The organism is Leptotrichia trevisanii DSM 22070, from assembly GCF_000482505.1.
In the GTDB taxonomy this organism is placed as follows: domain Bacteria; phylum Fusobacteriota; class Fusobacteriia; order Fusobacteriales; family Leptotrichiaceae; genus Leptotrichia; species Leptotrichia trevisanii.
In genome coordinates this window covers 115,775-130,560 of the sequence record NZ_KI519444.1, presented here as the reverse complement: position 1 = coordinate 130,560, position 14,786 = coordinate 115,775, and the positions used below count along the sequence as shown (strand labels likewise).

Genomic DNA, 14,786 nt, shown 5'->3' with positions numbered 1-14,786 from the left:
TACTTTTATTTTGTATTTTTTATTTCTTCCAAAATTTCCTTCACATTTTCTAAATTAATACTTTTACCACTTTCCAAGAGCCTTTCCACAGCAATATCAATTTCCTTTCCTTCTGCACCAGCAAAAAGTGCCAACGAACGAGCCTGTAATTTCATGTGTCCATGCTGTATTCCAGTTGTAACAAGTGCTTTTATTGCGGCAAAGTTTTGAGCAAGTCCTACTGATGTAATAATGCTTGCCAATGTCCTTGCATCAGGATTTTTTAAAATATTAAATGCGGCTTTTACGCTTGGATTTAGTCCTATTGAGCCACCTACACTTGCAATTGGCATTGGAAGGGTAAGTTCTCCCTTTAATTTATTTGTGCTTTCATCAAAAGTCCAAGTTGTAAGCCCTTCATATTTTTCATTTTTCACAGCGAAGGCATTTCCTCCAGCTTCAATTGCACGCCAGTCGTTCCCAGTAGCGATTACTACAGCATCAATTCCATTGAAAATCCCTTTATTATGAGTTGCTGCACGGTAAATGTCAAGTTTTGCAAATTTGCTCGCAAGTTCTATTTTTTTTGCAGTTTCAATAGATGTTTCCATTGAGCTGCTAAGAAGTTTTACATTTACTTCACATTCGACTTTTACAAGGGATTCAGTTGCATAATTTGATAAAATTGCCATAAGGCTCTTTCCATTTGTAATATTTTCAAGTGGACTTTTTATTGCTTCAAGCATTGTATTCAAGATATTTGCTCCCATGGCTTCCTTTACATCGGCAATCAGATAAACAATCAAAAATTCATCAATATTTTTTACTTCAATATTAATTGCACCGCCGCCACGTGCCACAATCGAAGGATGGGCATCATTTGCAATTCTTAGAATCTCATTTTTGTTTTCCAAAATCATCGAAGTTGCATTATCAAAGTCCAAAATATCATACAATGCAACTTGTCCAATCATTTTCCTGTCTAAAATCTTTGTTGTAAAACCGCCAGATTTTCCAATGATTTTAGCTGCATAGCTGCATCCAGCCACAACAGACGGCTCTTCGGTAACCATTGGCACAGCATAATCTTTTCCGTCAATAACAAAGTTTGGAGCAATGCTGAATGGCAAGGCAAAGGTTCCAATCCCGTTTTCAGCCATCTGATTTGCAGTTTCCAGTGGCAAGTTCTCGTTTTTTTTCAGAATTTGTTCAAATTCATCAGTTAAAAAACCGTTATCTTTTAACATTTGTATTCTTTCAAGTCGTCCTTTTTTTTGAAATCCAAGCCAGTTTAATTTTTTTTGATTTTCTTTTTTCATATTTAAAATTAGTTCCTTTCGTTTTGAGTTTATAATAAAACTCAAGCACCAAAAAAATGTTAAATTCTAATGCTTGAGTGAAAATATAGTCTAAATTTTAAGGTTTGTAGCCAGTTTTATCTTTTTCCGTTATTTTTCTGATAACTTTGCAAGGGACACCTGCTGCAATTACATTATCTGGAATATCCTTTGTGACAACGCTTCCAGAGCCGATAATAGTATTGTTTCCGATTGTAACTCCTTGATTAATGTGGACTCCCGCACCAATCCAGACATTATTTCCGATTTTTACAGGTTTGGCATAACAGCCTCCATTTATTCGCTCTTCGGCATCAATACTATGATTGGAAGTGTAAATTCCTACTCTTGGGCCAAAAAGGACATTATCTCCAATTTCAATTCCACCGCCGTCAAGCATTACACAGTCAAAATTTGCATAAAAGTTATTTCCGATTGTAATATTAAATCCAAATTCACATCGGAATGTTGGCTCAAAATGCACATTTTTTCCAATTGATTTCAAAAGTTCCTTTAGGATTGCTTCACGCTCCTCTGATGGCTTTCCAAAACTTTCATTATATTTGTTTGTCAAAAAAACAGTATTTTCTCTAGCTTTTACAAGTTCCGGAGTTAAATCATTGTAAACTTTTCCAGATAAAATAAACTGCCGTTGTTCTTCTAAATTCATATTAATTAACCCCTTTCAGATAAATTTATTTTATTTTTTTGTAAATCCTTTTATGGTTTTCAACCTTTTCCAGCACAAACGCATTATCACTTTCCTGAATAAATTTACTATTTGAAAAATCACAATTTCCTTCTTCATCTAAAATTATTTTTTCAAAAAACATAGCTTCGTATTCTTTTATTGATAATTGTTTTCTAGTGTCAAAATCATCTAATCTGTTATTTCGCAAGTGAGCTTTAAAGCCATCTGCAAGGGTTAGATTAAAAAATTCACAAACAGCACCGCTTCCATAACTATACATTCCAATTTTGTCGCCAGCTTTCAAGTTATCACAGTTTTCAAGCAATGATAACAAGCTCAAGTAAAGAGAGCCTGTGTAGATATTTCCAACTCTTTTTCCATAAACTATTGAAGTATGGAACTTTTCCAGAAACATATTTTTAATTTCCTTTTCCACATTTTTCTCCAAAAGGGAATTAATTGCCTTTAATCCAAGTTTTGGGAATGGAAGGTGGAAACAGAAGGCACTAAAATTAGATAAATCTTGATTGTACCTTTTTTTGTATTTGTCAAATGTTGTTGTAAGACAGTCAAGATACTGCTTTGTTGAAAAATGTCCGTCTACTATTGGAAAATCTGAGTAGTTTGGACGCCAGAAATCCATAATATCACGTGTCTGACATACATTTTCATCGTTTATTACAGCGATTCTTGGATCTTTTTTTATTAACATTGCGATACTTCCTGCACCCTGTGTAGATTCTCCTGGAGTGTCAATTCCATATTTTGCAATATCTGAAGCAATTACGAGAACAGAGGCGTTTTCGTTTTTTTCAATATAGTTTTTTGCAAAATTTAGAGCGGCAGTTGCTCCGTAGCAGGCTTCCTTTATTTCAACAGAACGTGCAAAAGGCTGAATGTTCAATAAATGATGAATAAAAACAGCAGACGCCTTACTTTGATCAACACTTGATTCTGTCCCGACAATTATCATTTCAATATTTTTTTTATCTTCTTTGTCTAAAATCTGTTCAGCGGCACTGGCTCCAAGTGATACAATGTCCTCTGTAACAGGTGCAATACTCATTTCACTTTGCATAAGCCCTTTCACAAATTTATTTTCATTCTCATTTCTTCCAATCGCCAAATCCCGTATATCCAAAAAATATTTTGGCATTGCAAATCCAATTTTATCTATTCCAATTTTAATTTTTTCTTTTATTTTCATACAAATTTCGCCCTTTCCAGTCAATTATTTTTTGAAAGAATCTTTAAAATATATTATTTTTGTGTTGAGTTAAATTTTCTTTAATCATTCATATTGTACTATAAAAAAATTCAAATATCAAATAATTCTGGCAGTTATTTAAAAAATTTTTTGAATAAAATGTAACTGAAAATTGAAATATTTATTTTTTTCTTGAAGTTTTTTGTAGATATTGGTATAATAAAGTTGAAATTATTTAACGATTTAAAGTTAATATTTTAATAATTCATATGAAAGGATGATAAACATGAAAAAACTTATTTTAGTTGCATTAACAGCTATTTCAGTAGTATCTTTTGCTAATGATACAAAAAAAATTCTTGAACAATACAGAAAGGAAGCTCTTATGGAGCAGTCAAGAGTTGAAAAAGAAGTAAAAGTAAAACCTGAAAAGAAACCTAGCAAAAAAATGACTTTTCAACCAGTTGACGAAGTTGTAGAGGAAGTAACAGTAGAAGAAGTTGTAGAAAATGTAGATGACGGTAGAACACACACTACTGACGATGTAATCGAAAAAGTAAACTTCTATTTACAAAATAATCCTGAAAAAAATGCAAAACTTCAAAGACGTTATAGAGCAGTTGTAGGGCAAGAATAATATTTAATTAATTAAAAGAAAGGCACAAACAAAAGTGTCTTTTTTTTGTTTTTATTCTTTTGAAAATAAATTTTAAAAGTGTTTTGCATGTTTTAAAACTTCAAAATTGTATAAAAAAATTAATTATAAAAAAACTTGATATAATGTAGGTTATGTGCTATTATAGTAATACCACTTTAAAGCCAAACTTAAAAGCTATAGCAACTTTAAGTAAACTAGACTTATTTAGCTATGATTAGTTTGATTTTTCTGAGGTTTTTAAATATAATTTTAAAATAATAAACGAGAGGATTATATAATAATGAGTTTGGATAATTTTTCTGAGAAAAAAAGCACAGGTAGAACACTTTTAATAATAGTAATCATAATAATAGTCCTATTTGCCTTTAAAAATAGGATTACAAGTTCATTTACATTTCTTGACGGAATAACACAGGCAGTGAATTTTAGATTGGTAAAAGTAAAAAGTATGCTGTACACACAAGTTTTAAAATTGAAATCAAGAGTTAATGACATAAGTTATATTGAAGATTATGTTGAAAATAATAAAACTAGGGATTTTGAACTGCAAAAAAATAAAGTTCAGAATATGGAACTTGCATATTTAAAGCAGGAAAATGAAAAATTACGTCAAATGCTGGAAATGCGACAAAAGAATCCCGCTGAATTTATAGCTGCAGATGTGGCACTTGTGGAAAATGGAAATTCTTCAGAAAAGATGTATATAAACAAAGGTGCTTCACAAGGCATAAAAGTAAATCTGCCAGTAATGTTTGACGGTTATCTTATCGGTAAAATTTCAAAAGTCAGTGATGAATATTCAGAAGTTACATTGCTGACAAGTAAAACTTCTAAATTAAGTGTTGTGTTAAATGGAACTGATCAGCAAATATTGCGTGGAAACGGCAACGGAACTTTTTCCGTACAGAACTATAATGAGGGTAAGGTAGACAAAAACACAATATTTAACATAGAAACTTCTGGGGTGAGTGATGTTTTACCAAGAGGAATAAAAATAGGAAAATTCAGAACAACAGACGTAAATGCTTTTAACAAAATGAAAGAAATTAGATTCAGATCAAACTTCAATATATTTGATATTCAAAGTGTATTAGTTTATAAATGGAGTGTCAATGATGTTATTAATACACAAATACAAAATCAGGTAAAAGCAGAAGCGGAACAGGAAAACCAAGCAAATTCACAAACAAATTAAAGAAATTTGTATTAGTATATAAAAGAATAGCAATATAAAAAGGAGCTATAAAAAATAAAAAAGAGGTGAGTTTAGTTATGTTAAAACAATTAACATTAACAAAAAAAGTTATATTATTATTTTTATTGGTATCAGTGTTTTCTTTTTCCAAGGATTTTTGGGAAAAGAGAAGTTTTACGGTAAATGTTACTGAGGACGCTAATATTAATGGAAACAGAAGAAGCAAGAGCTATGTGATGTCATATAGTTCAGGGACAATGAAATTGACAATCACGGCACCAAAAACAAATAAAGGGGAAGTTTATACTTTTAGTGGAAGTAAAAAAACAATTTATTATCCAAGACTAAAACAGACTGTAACACAGAAAGTTGAAAAAAGTGAAGCAAATATATTGGCAGTATTTAATAAATTACGTGGTATAACATCTAAAAAAACACAAACTAGAAATGGAAATACATTCACATTTTCAAATAACTGGCTGACAGCGATAAAAAGTAGTGGAAACACAGTAAACTTCAGTGATTATAAAACTTCAAACGGATACAGCTATCCAACAAAAATTTCTGTATCAGACGGAAGTTCCCAAATAATTTACAGATTATCAAATTTCAGATAATTTAAAAATATAAATTTTGTAACATAAATTTAAGTAAATGAGTAAATGTGAAATAAAATATGAAAATAATAAAGACAAATTGCATTGTTCTGAAAAAAAAAGAAATGAAAGAGGCGGATTTATTAGTAACACTTTTTAGCAAGGAATACGGGAAAATTATGGCAACAGCCTATGGAATCCGTAAATCAAAAAAAAGAAATATTGTTTCTTTAAATCCGCTAAATGAAGTTGAAATAACACTTTTACAAAAAAATAATTTTTATGTAGTAAAAGATGTTGAAATTTTAAAAAATTTTAAAAATATTTTGAAAAGTATTGAAAAATTGGAAATTTCGCTGTATGTATTAGATAGCATAGATAAAATTTATTATATTACAGATGAAAATGGAGATTTTTTTGATAAGTTGCTGGAGATATTAAGCTTTATTGATATTCTTCCATATATGAAAAGAGGATATAAATATTATGTTGTGTTATCATTTTTACGAAGAATAATGATAGAACAGGGTATTTATGATATTGAGGAAATTAGTTTGATAATGAAAAAAGAAAAAAAAGAAAATTTACAAAAATATAAAGAGATTTTGAAAATTGTAAAAAATAGTTCAGATATTCTTGAAATTCAGGAAAAATTAGAGGATTATACTGACTTTTTGAGAAGAATGGCTATAATTTTTGAAAATTTCATAAATAGAAATTTACAAGTTGAAATAAAAATAAAGAAATTTATTATGGAGGAATTTTATGGAAGCTAAAAATATTGCAGACTATATCAAAGTTGATACTTTAAATTTAAACTTGGAATCAAAAAATAAAAATGCGGTGATTAGAGAATTGTACAACAATTTAAAAAAAACAAACTTAATAAAAAATGAAGAACAGGGATTAAATGACATTTTCGCAAGGGAAGAAATGGGTTCAACTGGAATTGGGAAAAAAATAGCATTGCCGCATGCAAAGACAAAAGCTGTGGATGAGTTGATGATAACATTTGGAATTTCGAGAAATGGGATTGCATACAATTCGATAGATGACGAAAATGTGAATATATTTTTTATGTTTTTATGTCCGGAAAATAAAACACAGGAATATTTAAAAGTTCTGGCAAGAATTTCAAGATTAATAAGAGAGGACAGATTTGTTGAAAGTCTATTAAAAGCAGCTACAAACGAAGAAATTCTAGAAATTATTAGAAGCGAGGAAATAAGAGGTTAATTAATAAGTCAAAACAAATAAATATATTTAAACTCCATAAAAAAAATTTTTTCTTTAATTAAATAAAATAATCAAACTTTAAATTTCTAAATATTATTATTTTTAATTTTTATTGTAATAGTTTAGAGTTATTTTAATATTAAAAAAAGATAGGGAGAAATTATGAGATGTCCATTTTGTGGTTATGAAAATACCAAAGTTGTTGACAGCCGTATTTATTTTGAGGGGAATTCGATAAAACGGCGACGTGAATGTGAAAAATGTGGAAAGAGATTTACAACTCATGAAAAAGTGGTGGAATTATCACTTTTTGTAATAAAGAAAAATGGAGGGAAACAGCCGTATTCACGTGAAAAAGTTTATAATGGAATTATCAGGGCGTTTGAAAAGCGGCATATTGATAATGAAAAAATTGAAGAAACATTGGATAAGGTTGAACGTGAAATTTTGACTGAATATTCTGGCGAAATAAAATCCAGTGAGCTGGGAGATAAGATACTTTCATATTTAATTGACTTAGATGAAATTGCTTATGTCAGATTTGCTTCTGTTTATAAAAAATTTGACAGTTTAGACAGTTTTGTAAAGGAAATTGAAAAAATAAGAAATGATAAAAAAAAGTAAATCAAAAATTTTAAAAAGGAGAAACAATGAAAAAACTTGTTGTTATTGGGAATATTGTATTTGCATGCCTAGTCATACATTTTGTCGGGCAAAGTGTAAAAGTGTTTTCAGGAAAAAGCAATATGCAAGCTAAGATGGAAAAGACTGATAAAGAAATAAAGGAACTTACTGATAAAAAAAATAAATTATTAGAGCAGGCTAAAAGTATTAATGATGATGATAATACTGATAAATTTGCAAGAAATAATTTAAATTTGAAGAAAAAAGGAGAAGATACTTATAAAATTGTTGACTAGATTTTAGTTAATTTTATAAGTTATAGAACAATGAACAATTTTAATAATACAGAACAATTAAAAGACAGATTAGAAAAATATAAAATAGAAGATGACAGAAATAAATATATTTTTAAGGCAAACTGGAAATATATGCTTTCATCATCTATTTTTTTTATAGTGATTGCGTTTATTGCAGTATATTCACTATATAAAGGAATTACCGGGATTGAAAAGCTGACTCATATAAAAGTTATTTTAATAGCAATTCTTCTTATATATGTTTTTACAGCTTCATTTGTACTATTTAGCTATAAAATAGTTGTTGAGAATAATGAAATAGTAATGAAAAAATTACGTGTAAAAATGGCAGATATTGACAAAGCCAGTGTAAAAGTTGGAAGAATTAGTGCAACAAGAGCGGATAAAGTTTTGGAGATAATAACGAAGGATAAAAAAAGAATACAAATTAGACTAAATATAAATAATGAATTATTATTTTTTAAATTAATACAAAATCAGATTGGAGAAAAATTGGACATTTAATTGCAAAGCTACTTTAAAATCGTATTTGTAGGTTATGATTATGTCACTTAGACTATATATTTATTTAATTTTATCAGTTTGATTTTAAGCAGATTCAAGTATAATTTGAAAATTTTAGAAAGGAATGATTAAAATGAAAAAAATTATTTTAATACTTAATATATTTTTGTGCAGTTTTATTTTTGCAGATGATGGTTCGGTAAAAAAGGCACTTGTAAAGGTTTATGCAGCTCATCAGATGTATAATTATGCGTCACCTTGGCAAAATGGGCAGGACTACAATTCGACGGCGACAGGATTTATAATTGATGGAAACAGAATTATTACAAATGCTCATGCCGTATTGAATGAAAAATTCTTACAAGTTAGAAAAGAAGGGGATTCACGAAAATACAAGGCAAATGTGAAATTTGTATCGGAAGAATATGATCTGGCTATGATTGATGTGGAAGATAAATCATTTTTTAACGGAACAACTACATTAAAATTAGGAAGATTGCCACAAATTCAGGATAATTTGACAGTGTATGGGTATCCGCTTGGAGGGGATAAACTAAGCACGACTAGAGGTATTGTGTCGAGAATGGAGCATAATACATATACGTTGACAAATCAGAAATTTTTAATTGGACAAACTGATGCTGCGATTAACAGTGGAAACAGTGGAGGGCCAGTTTTAAGTAATAGTAGAGTTGTGGGTGTGGCATTTGCCGGACTTACACAAGCTGATAACATCGGATATTTTATTCCTGTCAATATACTTGAAAACTTCCTTGAGGACGTAAGAGATGGAAATTATGACGGGCCACCAAAATTAGGAATACAATGGGCAAAACTGGAAAGTACATCACAACGTCAAATGTTAGGATTAAAAAACGATTCCAAAGGTATTATTATAAAAAAAGTTTTCACAAATTCACCATTTTATGGAATTTTACAAAGAAATGATGTATTATTAAAATTAGATGGGCAGGATATTGAATCGGATGGAACGATTGAATTTCGTAAAAATGAAAAAACGGACTTTAATTTTATAAATCAGGAAAAGAAATATGGACAAAGTTTGAGCTATGAAATCATAAGAGATAAAAAAGTTCAAAAAGGGCAAGTTACATTAAAGAAAACAGATATAAAATATAGTGTTGTAAAAAGTACAAAATTACAGGATGCACCGTCATATTATGTATATGGAGGGTTGATATTTGAGCCTCTTACAACAAATTATATTACGGCACTTTCACAAGCCCGTCCAACAAATACGCTTGCTGCAATTTATGATAGGGAAGAGCTGTTTAAGGATTATAATGGATTGGTGATTTTAGTGAGAGTTCTTCCATTTGACGTGAATCTTGGGTATTCTGATCTTGAAAATAAGATAATTACAAAGGTTAATGGGCAAAAATATAAGGATTTTAACGATTTTGTGCAGAAAGTTAGAAGTACAAACAGTGAATTTATTGTTTTTGAGGACGAAGATAGTAATGAAATAGTGCTGGATGTGGTGAAAGTTAAGGCTCAGAAATCAGAATTGATGGAAAATTACAACATTTCACGTGAAATGTCAAATGATATAAAATAAAAAGATACTTATTTATGTGAAAGGAGAAAAAAATAAAATATGGTTGAATTTTTTATTGCTTTCAGGCATATTGTTGAAAGAAAATTTCAAAGTATATTTTCTGTGCTTGGAGTCGCTATTGCAGTAACAGTTTTTATTGTTTCGCTTACTGTTTCAAATGGACTGGAAAAAAATATGATTAATTCATTGCTTACAATGAGCCCGCATATTTTGATAAAAAATAAACAAAAAACTTTTTTTCAAAATTATAGTCAAATTGTAAATAACATAAAGAAAATACAAGGAGTGAAAGCTGTTATTCCACAAATGAATAGTCAGTCTATAATAAGATTTGAGGGCTTTGCAAAAGGAGTTCTTGCTAATGGGATTAGCCCTGAAGATGTAAAGCACGGGTTGAATTTAAAAATTGTGGAAGGGAAGGATAATATTGCAGAGCTTGATTCGGTTTTAATCGGGGAACAATTAGCATATGAAATGCGATTAAAGGTTGGGCAGCAAATTAGTCTTGTTTCGGCTGAAAATAAAGAGTTAAAATTAATTGTAAGAGGAATTTTTAAAACAGGATTTTTAGACTATGATTCAAATCTTGTTGTTGTTCCATTGGAAACTATGCAAATTTTAGCAGAACAAGATACGGCTGCAACAGAAATCGGAATAAAAGTTGACAGCCCGCAAAAAGTGGAAACGGTATTAAATCAAGTAAAAAATGTAGTTAATCAAAAAGAATATGGAATTATAAGCTGGAAAACAATCAACCAAAATCTTTTGAGTGCTGTACAGTTTGAAAAATTTGTATTAATTGCCATTTTAAGTTTACTTTTAGTCATCGCAAGTTTTGCTGTGTCAGTAATTTTAAATATGATTGTGCGGGAAAAAATAAAGGATATTGGGATTTTGAAGTCTATTGGTTATACAAATAAAAATATCCGTAGAATTTTTACAATAGAAGGATTAATAATCGGTATTTTTGGAATGCTTCTGGCAAGCGGATTGTCGCCACTTGTATTAATTGGGCTGAAAATTTTGTTCAAAGCTTATATAAAAAACGTAACAACGTATTATTTAGAGGAACTGCCGTTATATATTTCACAGATAGAACTTTTTGTTATTTATGGGGTAACATTGATAGTTGTATTTCTATCAACAATTTTCCCGGCAACCAGAGCAGCCAGATTAAAACCTGTGGAGGCATTGAAGTATGAATAAGATAATAGAATTAAAAAATGTTAATAAAATCTACAAGACAAAAGTTGAAAATATTCATGTACTGAAAAATGTAAATTTGGCATTTAACAAGGGAGATTTCGTTTCAATTCAGGGTAAATCAGGGAACGGTAAAACGACACTTCTAAACATACTGGGACTTCTGGATGAGCCGACTGATGGAGAAATTTATATTGGTGGCGAAAAAATTCATTATAAAAATGAAAAAGCAAAAACGGCTATAAGGAATCAAAAAATAGGATTCGTTTTCCAGTTTCATTATCTGTTAAATGAGTTTACGGCACTTGAGAATGTTATGATGCCTGCACTTGTGAATAAAAATATGAATAGAAATAAGGCACAGAAAAAAGCAAAGGAACTGCTCTCGCTTGTAGGTTTGGCAAATCGTGTAAAACATAAGCCAATGGAGCTTTCAGGAGGGGAAAAGCAGCGTGTGGCAATAGCAAGGGCAATGATTAACGATCCTGATATAATATTGGCTGATGAGCCGACTGGAAATCTGGATACAGAAACAAGTAATATGATAAATGAGCTGTTTATGAAAATAAATCAGGAAAGAAACCAGTCGATAATAATAGTTACTCACAGTTTGGAGCTGGCAAATCTAGCTTCCTACAAATATAAAATTGAAAATGGCGAATTTAATATGATTTTACCAACAATACAATTTTAGGAAATTTTGATAATGGAAAAAGAAAAGATTTATCTACATTATGACATGGATGCCTTTTTTGCGGCAATTGAGCAGAGGGATAACAGCGAGCTTCGAGGAAAGCCTATCGCAATAGGGCATGGAGTTGTTACAACGGCAAGTTATGAAGCCAGAAAATATGGTGTAAAATCTGCTATGCCGACAGTTCAGGCTAAACGGCTATGCCCCAACCTTATTATTGTAAGCCTTAGAAAAGGTGTTTATTTTGAAGAGGGCAGAAGGATACAGGGATTAATAAGGAATATCTTGAAAAAGTGTGAATTTACCTCTGTTGATGAAGGTTACATTGATATTACAGAATTTATTCGGAATAAAAATATAAAACTTGATAAAAGGGATGAAATTTTAAAAATCGAAAGATTTATAAAAAAATTTAAAAAATTTATTTATGACAATTCTGGGCTTACTTGTTCAGTTGGGATAGGTTTTAGCAAGATAAGTGCTAAAATTGCGAGCGATATTGATAAGCCAAATGGTTATTTCATATTTAGAAGCCGTGAACATTTCTTGGATTATATTTATAGCAAGGAGCTGGGAATAATTCCAGGAATTGGGAGAAAGACAAGGGAAGTATTAAAATTGTTTAATATAACAAATGTTTTTCAGCTTTATGAAATTGAGAAAAATGAACTGATTAAAAGATTTGGGGAAAGTAAAGGAGAGTATTTGTATAATGCTGTCCGTGGCTTACATTCTTCTGAAATAAATATGGACAGGAAAAGACAGTCTTATGGGCATGAAGTTACTTTTCATCAGGCGGAAAATGATATTTTGGCATTGCACGCTGAATTAAAAAAACAGTCTGAGAGATTAAGTAACAAACTTATTGAAAAGAATGAATTTGCCAAAACTGTTACAATAAAAATCCGATATTCCAACTTTGTAACACATACCCGCTCAAAGACTTTGAAAAGTGCGACAAACGATGTAAACGTAATATATGAAGCAACCCTTGAAAATTTGGAATTTTTTGAAAAAAAGGATGAAGTACGGCTCATTGGAGTACAGTTGAGTTCAATTTTAAAAAGTAATGTAGTTCAGCTGTCGTTTGATGATTTAAAATAAAATTTTGGTAAAAAATTATTTAAGATGGGAAGTGGAAGCAAATGATTTTAAGTGAAAAAGAAATATTAGATTATGTTGATGAAGTAAATCTTTTATTGGAAAAAGCATATGTACCCTATTCTAAATTTCCTGTTGCTGCACTGCTAATTGACGATAATGGAAATAAGCATAAAGGAATTAACGTGGAAAATGCTTCTTTTGGACTTACACTTTGTGCAGAGCGTAATGCGATTACAACGGCGGTTACGCACGGTATGAAAAAAATAAAACTGCTTGTTGTAACTGGGAATACACCTGAGCCGATTAGTCCGTGTGGAGCGTGCAGGCAGGTAATAAGAGAATTTTCAGATAAAGATACAGTTATAATTTTGACAAACAGGAATAGAAAGTATAGAATTACTTCATTGGAGGAATTGTTACCACATTCATTTGGGCCGGAAGATTTGTAAAAAAAAGCAAAATTGCTTATTTTGGGTTATATTATATTATTTTTTGAAATTTATTTTAAAAATATTAAATTTTTTACAATTTTCACTTGCAAAATTTGAAAAACAGGTTATAATATTATTAAGAATAACAAGTGTTATGTATAAATAAAAATTTTGAATTCCGAGGAGTGATTTTTTATGAAAAAAGTATTTCTAATTTCAATTTTATCTGTAATTTTTAGTGCAATTTCAATGGGAACTACGTTTATAACTTCGTCAAAAGATAATGCGATTAACATAAGACAATCTGCTACTACAGATTCCAAAGTCATTGAAACTGTTAAAAACGGGCATATAATGGAAAGCAATGAAAAATCTGGAGAATGGTACAAAGTAACGTATTATGACAGTGATATTAAAAAATCATTTACTGGTTATATTCACAACAGCCAATTAAAAGAAATTGTTGGAAAACTTGTTATAACTTCAAGCGAAGGATACAGTAACATAAGAGAAAAACCTACAACAAAATCTACAATAAAAACTCGATTAAAAAAAGGACAAACAGTTTATGCAATAAGCAAGACAGATGATGACTGGTATTACATAAGATACAATGGGAACGAATATGGTTATATTTATGGTAATCAAGTGGCTAAAAAATAAAAGAGTTAAATATCTTTCTTTGAATAAATTATAAAAAAATGGCAGGAAATATTAATAAATATAATCCTGCTATTTTTATATCCAAAAATTTATTTAAAAAATAGAAGTAAAATTTGCTAAAAATTAATTTGATAACTTCGTTAAAAAAAATCAAATTTAATTCTTAAGTATCCAGATAAGGGACTTTCATTTAAAGAAACTGCTTATAATAAATATTTTTCCTATAGTTTTTATGTTTTTTCTTTTTATAAAGCAAGGGAAATCAGTCGCCATTTCCCTTTATTTCGCAATAACAGTTATTTTAGTATATTTAAATAATGACATACTAAAGAGAATAGCGAAAGTGCTACGCACTATCCCTGGCTCGTCTAAGCATTTTTTTGAAATATTCCCAAATTTTATTTGGGAAAGTAGTCTAAACATTTATTATTTGGATACACCTTGATTACTACGAAAACGAAACTCGCTGACACTCACTTTCGCAAATAAAGATTAGAACAACTCTATAAAACATATTTGTTATAAAGGTTCTGGCGAAAGAAACACATAAATGTGTTTAGTCATTTTCATTCCAAAAAAATCACGACATTATATATTAAATTATAAAGATTATTATATTTAAGTTTTAGGCTTTTACATTTGGAAAATATTAAATAAGCAAAATTTCGTTAAAGGAAAAATAACTGTCTGAGCGTAGTTTTTACGGAGCGAGTTTTATTTTTTCTTTATAAGAAAGTTTTGCGTTAAGCGGGGTTGTAAGGGCATGGC

The 14,786-nt window shown here is 29.9% G+C and carries 17 protein-coding genes; 14 read left to right on the top strand and 3 right to left on the bottom strand.

The genetic code is table 11. From position 1 onward, the window contains the following. Nucleotides 1–5 precede the first annotated feature (5 nt). The 3 genes from K324_RS0111780 to K324_RS0111770 all read right to left on the bottom strand — a co-directional run bounded on the left by K324_RS0111780 (nucleotide 6) and on the right by K324_RS0111770 (nucleotide 3,214). Nucleotides 6–1,298, bottom strand: coding sequence for a hydroxymethylglutaryl-CoA reductase, degradative (locus K324_RS0111780; RefSeq protein ID WP_026749308.1), 1,293 nt, complete (start codon nucleotides 1,296–1,298; stop codon nucleotides 6–8). 97 nt (nucleotides 1,299–1,395) lie between these two features. Next, nucleotides 1,396–1,986 (bottom strand): sugar O-acetyltransferase, encoded by a 591-nt coding sequence (locus tag K324_RS0111775; RefSeq protein WP_026749307.1) that lies wholly within the window; start codon nucleotides 1,984–1,986, stop codon nucleotides 1,396–1,398. 25 nt (nucleotides 1,987–2,011) lie between these two features. After that, nucleotides 2,012–3,214, bottom strand: coding sequence for a hydroxymethylglutaryl-CoA synthase (locus tag K324_RS0111770; protein ID WP_197738416.1), 1,203 nt, complete (start codon nucleotides 3,212–3,214; stop codon nucleotides 2,012–2,014). A 286-nt stretch (nucleotides 3,215–3,500) separates the two neighbouring features. On the opposite strand from K324_RS0111770, the gene K324_RS0111765 reads away from it, so the two are divergent. From K324_RS0111765 to K324_RS0111700, 14 genes are all read left to right on the top strand, one after another. Continuing rightward, nucleotides 3,501–3,851, top strand: a complete 351-nt coding sequence (locus K324_RS0111765) for a hypothetical protein (RefSeq protein WP_026749305.1) — start codon at nucleotides 3,501–3,503, stop codon at nucleotides 3,849–3,851. Nucleotides 3,852–4,152: 301 nt separating this feature from the next. Further along, the gene (gene mreC, locus K324_RS0111760; RefSeq protein WP_026749304.1) at nucleotides 4,153–5,067 is read left to right on the top strand and encodes a rod shape-determining protein MreC; all 915 of its coding nucleotides are present in this window, start codon (nucleotides 4,153–4,155) and stop codon (nucleotides 5,065–5,067) included. Nucleotides 5,068–5,144: 77 nt separating this feature from the next. Next, nucleotides 5,145–5,684 carry a hypothetical protein gene (locus tag K324_RS0111755; RefSeq protein ID WP_026749303.1) on the top strand — a complete coding sequence of 180 codons (540 nt, stop codon included), beginning with the start codon at nucleotides 5,145–5,147 and terminating at the stop codon, nucleotides 5,682–5,684. A 59-nt stretch (nucleotides 5,685–5,743) separates the two neighbouring features. Then, entirely contained in the window at nucleotides 5,744–6,439 is a 696-nt protein-coding gene (gene recO / locus K324_RS0111750; protein WP_026749302.1) for a DNA repair protein RecO, read from the top strand. Then, complete coding sequence (locus K324_RS0111745) at nucleotides 6,429–6,899, top strand: PTS sugar transporter subunit IIA (RefSeq protein WP_026749301.1); 471 nt, start codon at nucleotides 6,429–6,431, stop codon at nucleotides 6,897–6,899. Before recO ends, K324_RS0111745 begins: the two co-directional genes overlap by 11 nt. Before the next feature lie 162 nt (nucleotides 6,900–7,061). Beyond that, nucleotides 7,062–7,523, top strand: coding sequence for a transcriptional regulator NrdR (nrdR, locus tag K324_RS0111740; RefSeq protein WP_026749300.1), 462 nt, complete (start codon nucleotides 7,062–7,064; stop codon nucleotides 7,521–7,523). 26 nt (nucleotides 7,524–7,549) lie between these two features. Next, nucleotides 7,550–7,819, top strand: coding sequence for an FtsB family cell division protein (locus tag K324_RS0111735; RefSeq protein ID WP_026749299.1), 270 nt, complete (start codon nucleotides 7,550–7,552; stop codon nucleotides 7,817–7,819). 30 nt (nucleotides 7,820–7,849) lie between these two features. Further along, the gene (locus K324_RS0111730; RefSeq protein WP_026749298.1) at nucleotides 7,850–8,344 is read left to right on the top strand and encodes a BCCT family transporter; all 495 of its coding nucleotides are present in this window, start codon (nucleotides 7,850–7,852) and stop codon (nucleotides 8,342–8,344) included. Between the two features lie 133 nt (nucleotides 8,345–8,477). Next, nucleotides 8,478–9,923, top strand: coding sequence for a S1C family serine protease (locus K324_RS0111725; RefSeq protein ID WP_026749297.1), 1,446 nt, complete (start codon nucleotides 8,478–8,480; stop codon nucleotides 9,921–9,923). 39 nt (nucleotides 9,924–9,962) lie between these two features. Next, complete coding sequence (locus K324_RS0111720) at nucleotides 9,963–11,129, top strand: ABC transporter permease (RefSeq protein ID WP_026749296.1); 1,167 nt, start codon at nucleotides 9,963–9,965, stop codon at nucleotides 11,127–11,129. Further along, nucleotides 11,122–11,820, top strand: a complete 699-nt coding sequence (locus K324_RS0111715) for an ABC transporter ATP-binding protein (RefSeq protein WP_026749295.1) — start codon at nucleotides 11,122–11,124, stop codon at nucleotides 11,818–11,820. The genes K324_RS0111720 and K324_RS0111715 overlap by 8 nt, the downstream gene beginning before the upstream one ends. Before the next feature lie 12 nt (nucleotides 11,821–11,832). Then, the gene (gene dinB / locus K324_RS0111710) at nucleotides 11,833–12,924 is read left to right on the top strand and encodes a DNA polymerase IV (protein ID WP_026749294.1); all 1,092 of its coding nucleotides are present in this window, start codon (nucleotides 11,833–11,835) and stop codon (nucleotides 12,922–12,924) included. Nucleotides 12,925–12,965: 41 nt separating this feature from the next. Next, nucleotides 12,966–13,373 (top strand): cytidine deaminase, encoded by a 408-nt coding sequence (cdd, locus tag K324_RS0111705; RefSeq protein WP_026749293.1) that lies wholly within the window; start codon nucleotides 12,966–12,968, stop codon nucleotides 13,371–13,373. A 177-nt stretch (nucleotides 13,374–13,550) separates the two neighbouring features. Further along, complete coding sequence (locus K324_RS0111700; RefSeq protein ID WP_026749292.1) at nucleotides 13,551–14,018, top strand: SH3 domain-containing protein; 468 nt, start codon at nucleotides 13,551–13,553, stop codon at nucleotides 14,016–14,018. Nucleotides 14,019–14,786: the final 768 nt, after the last annotated feature.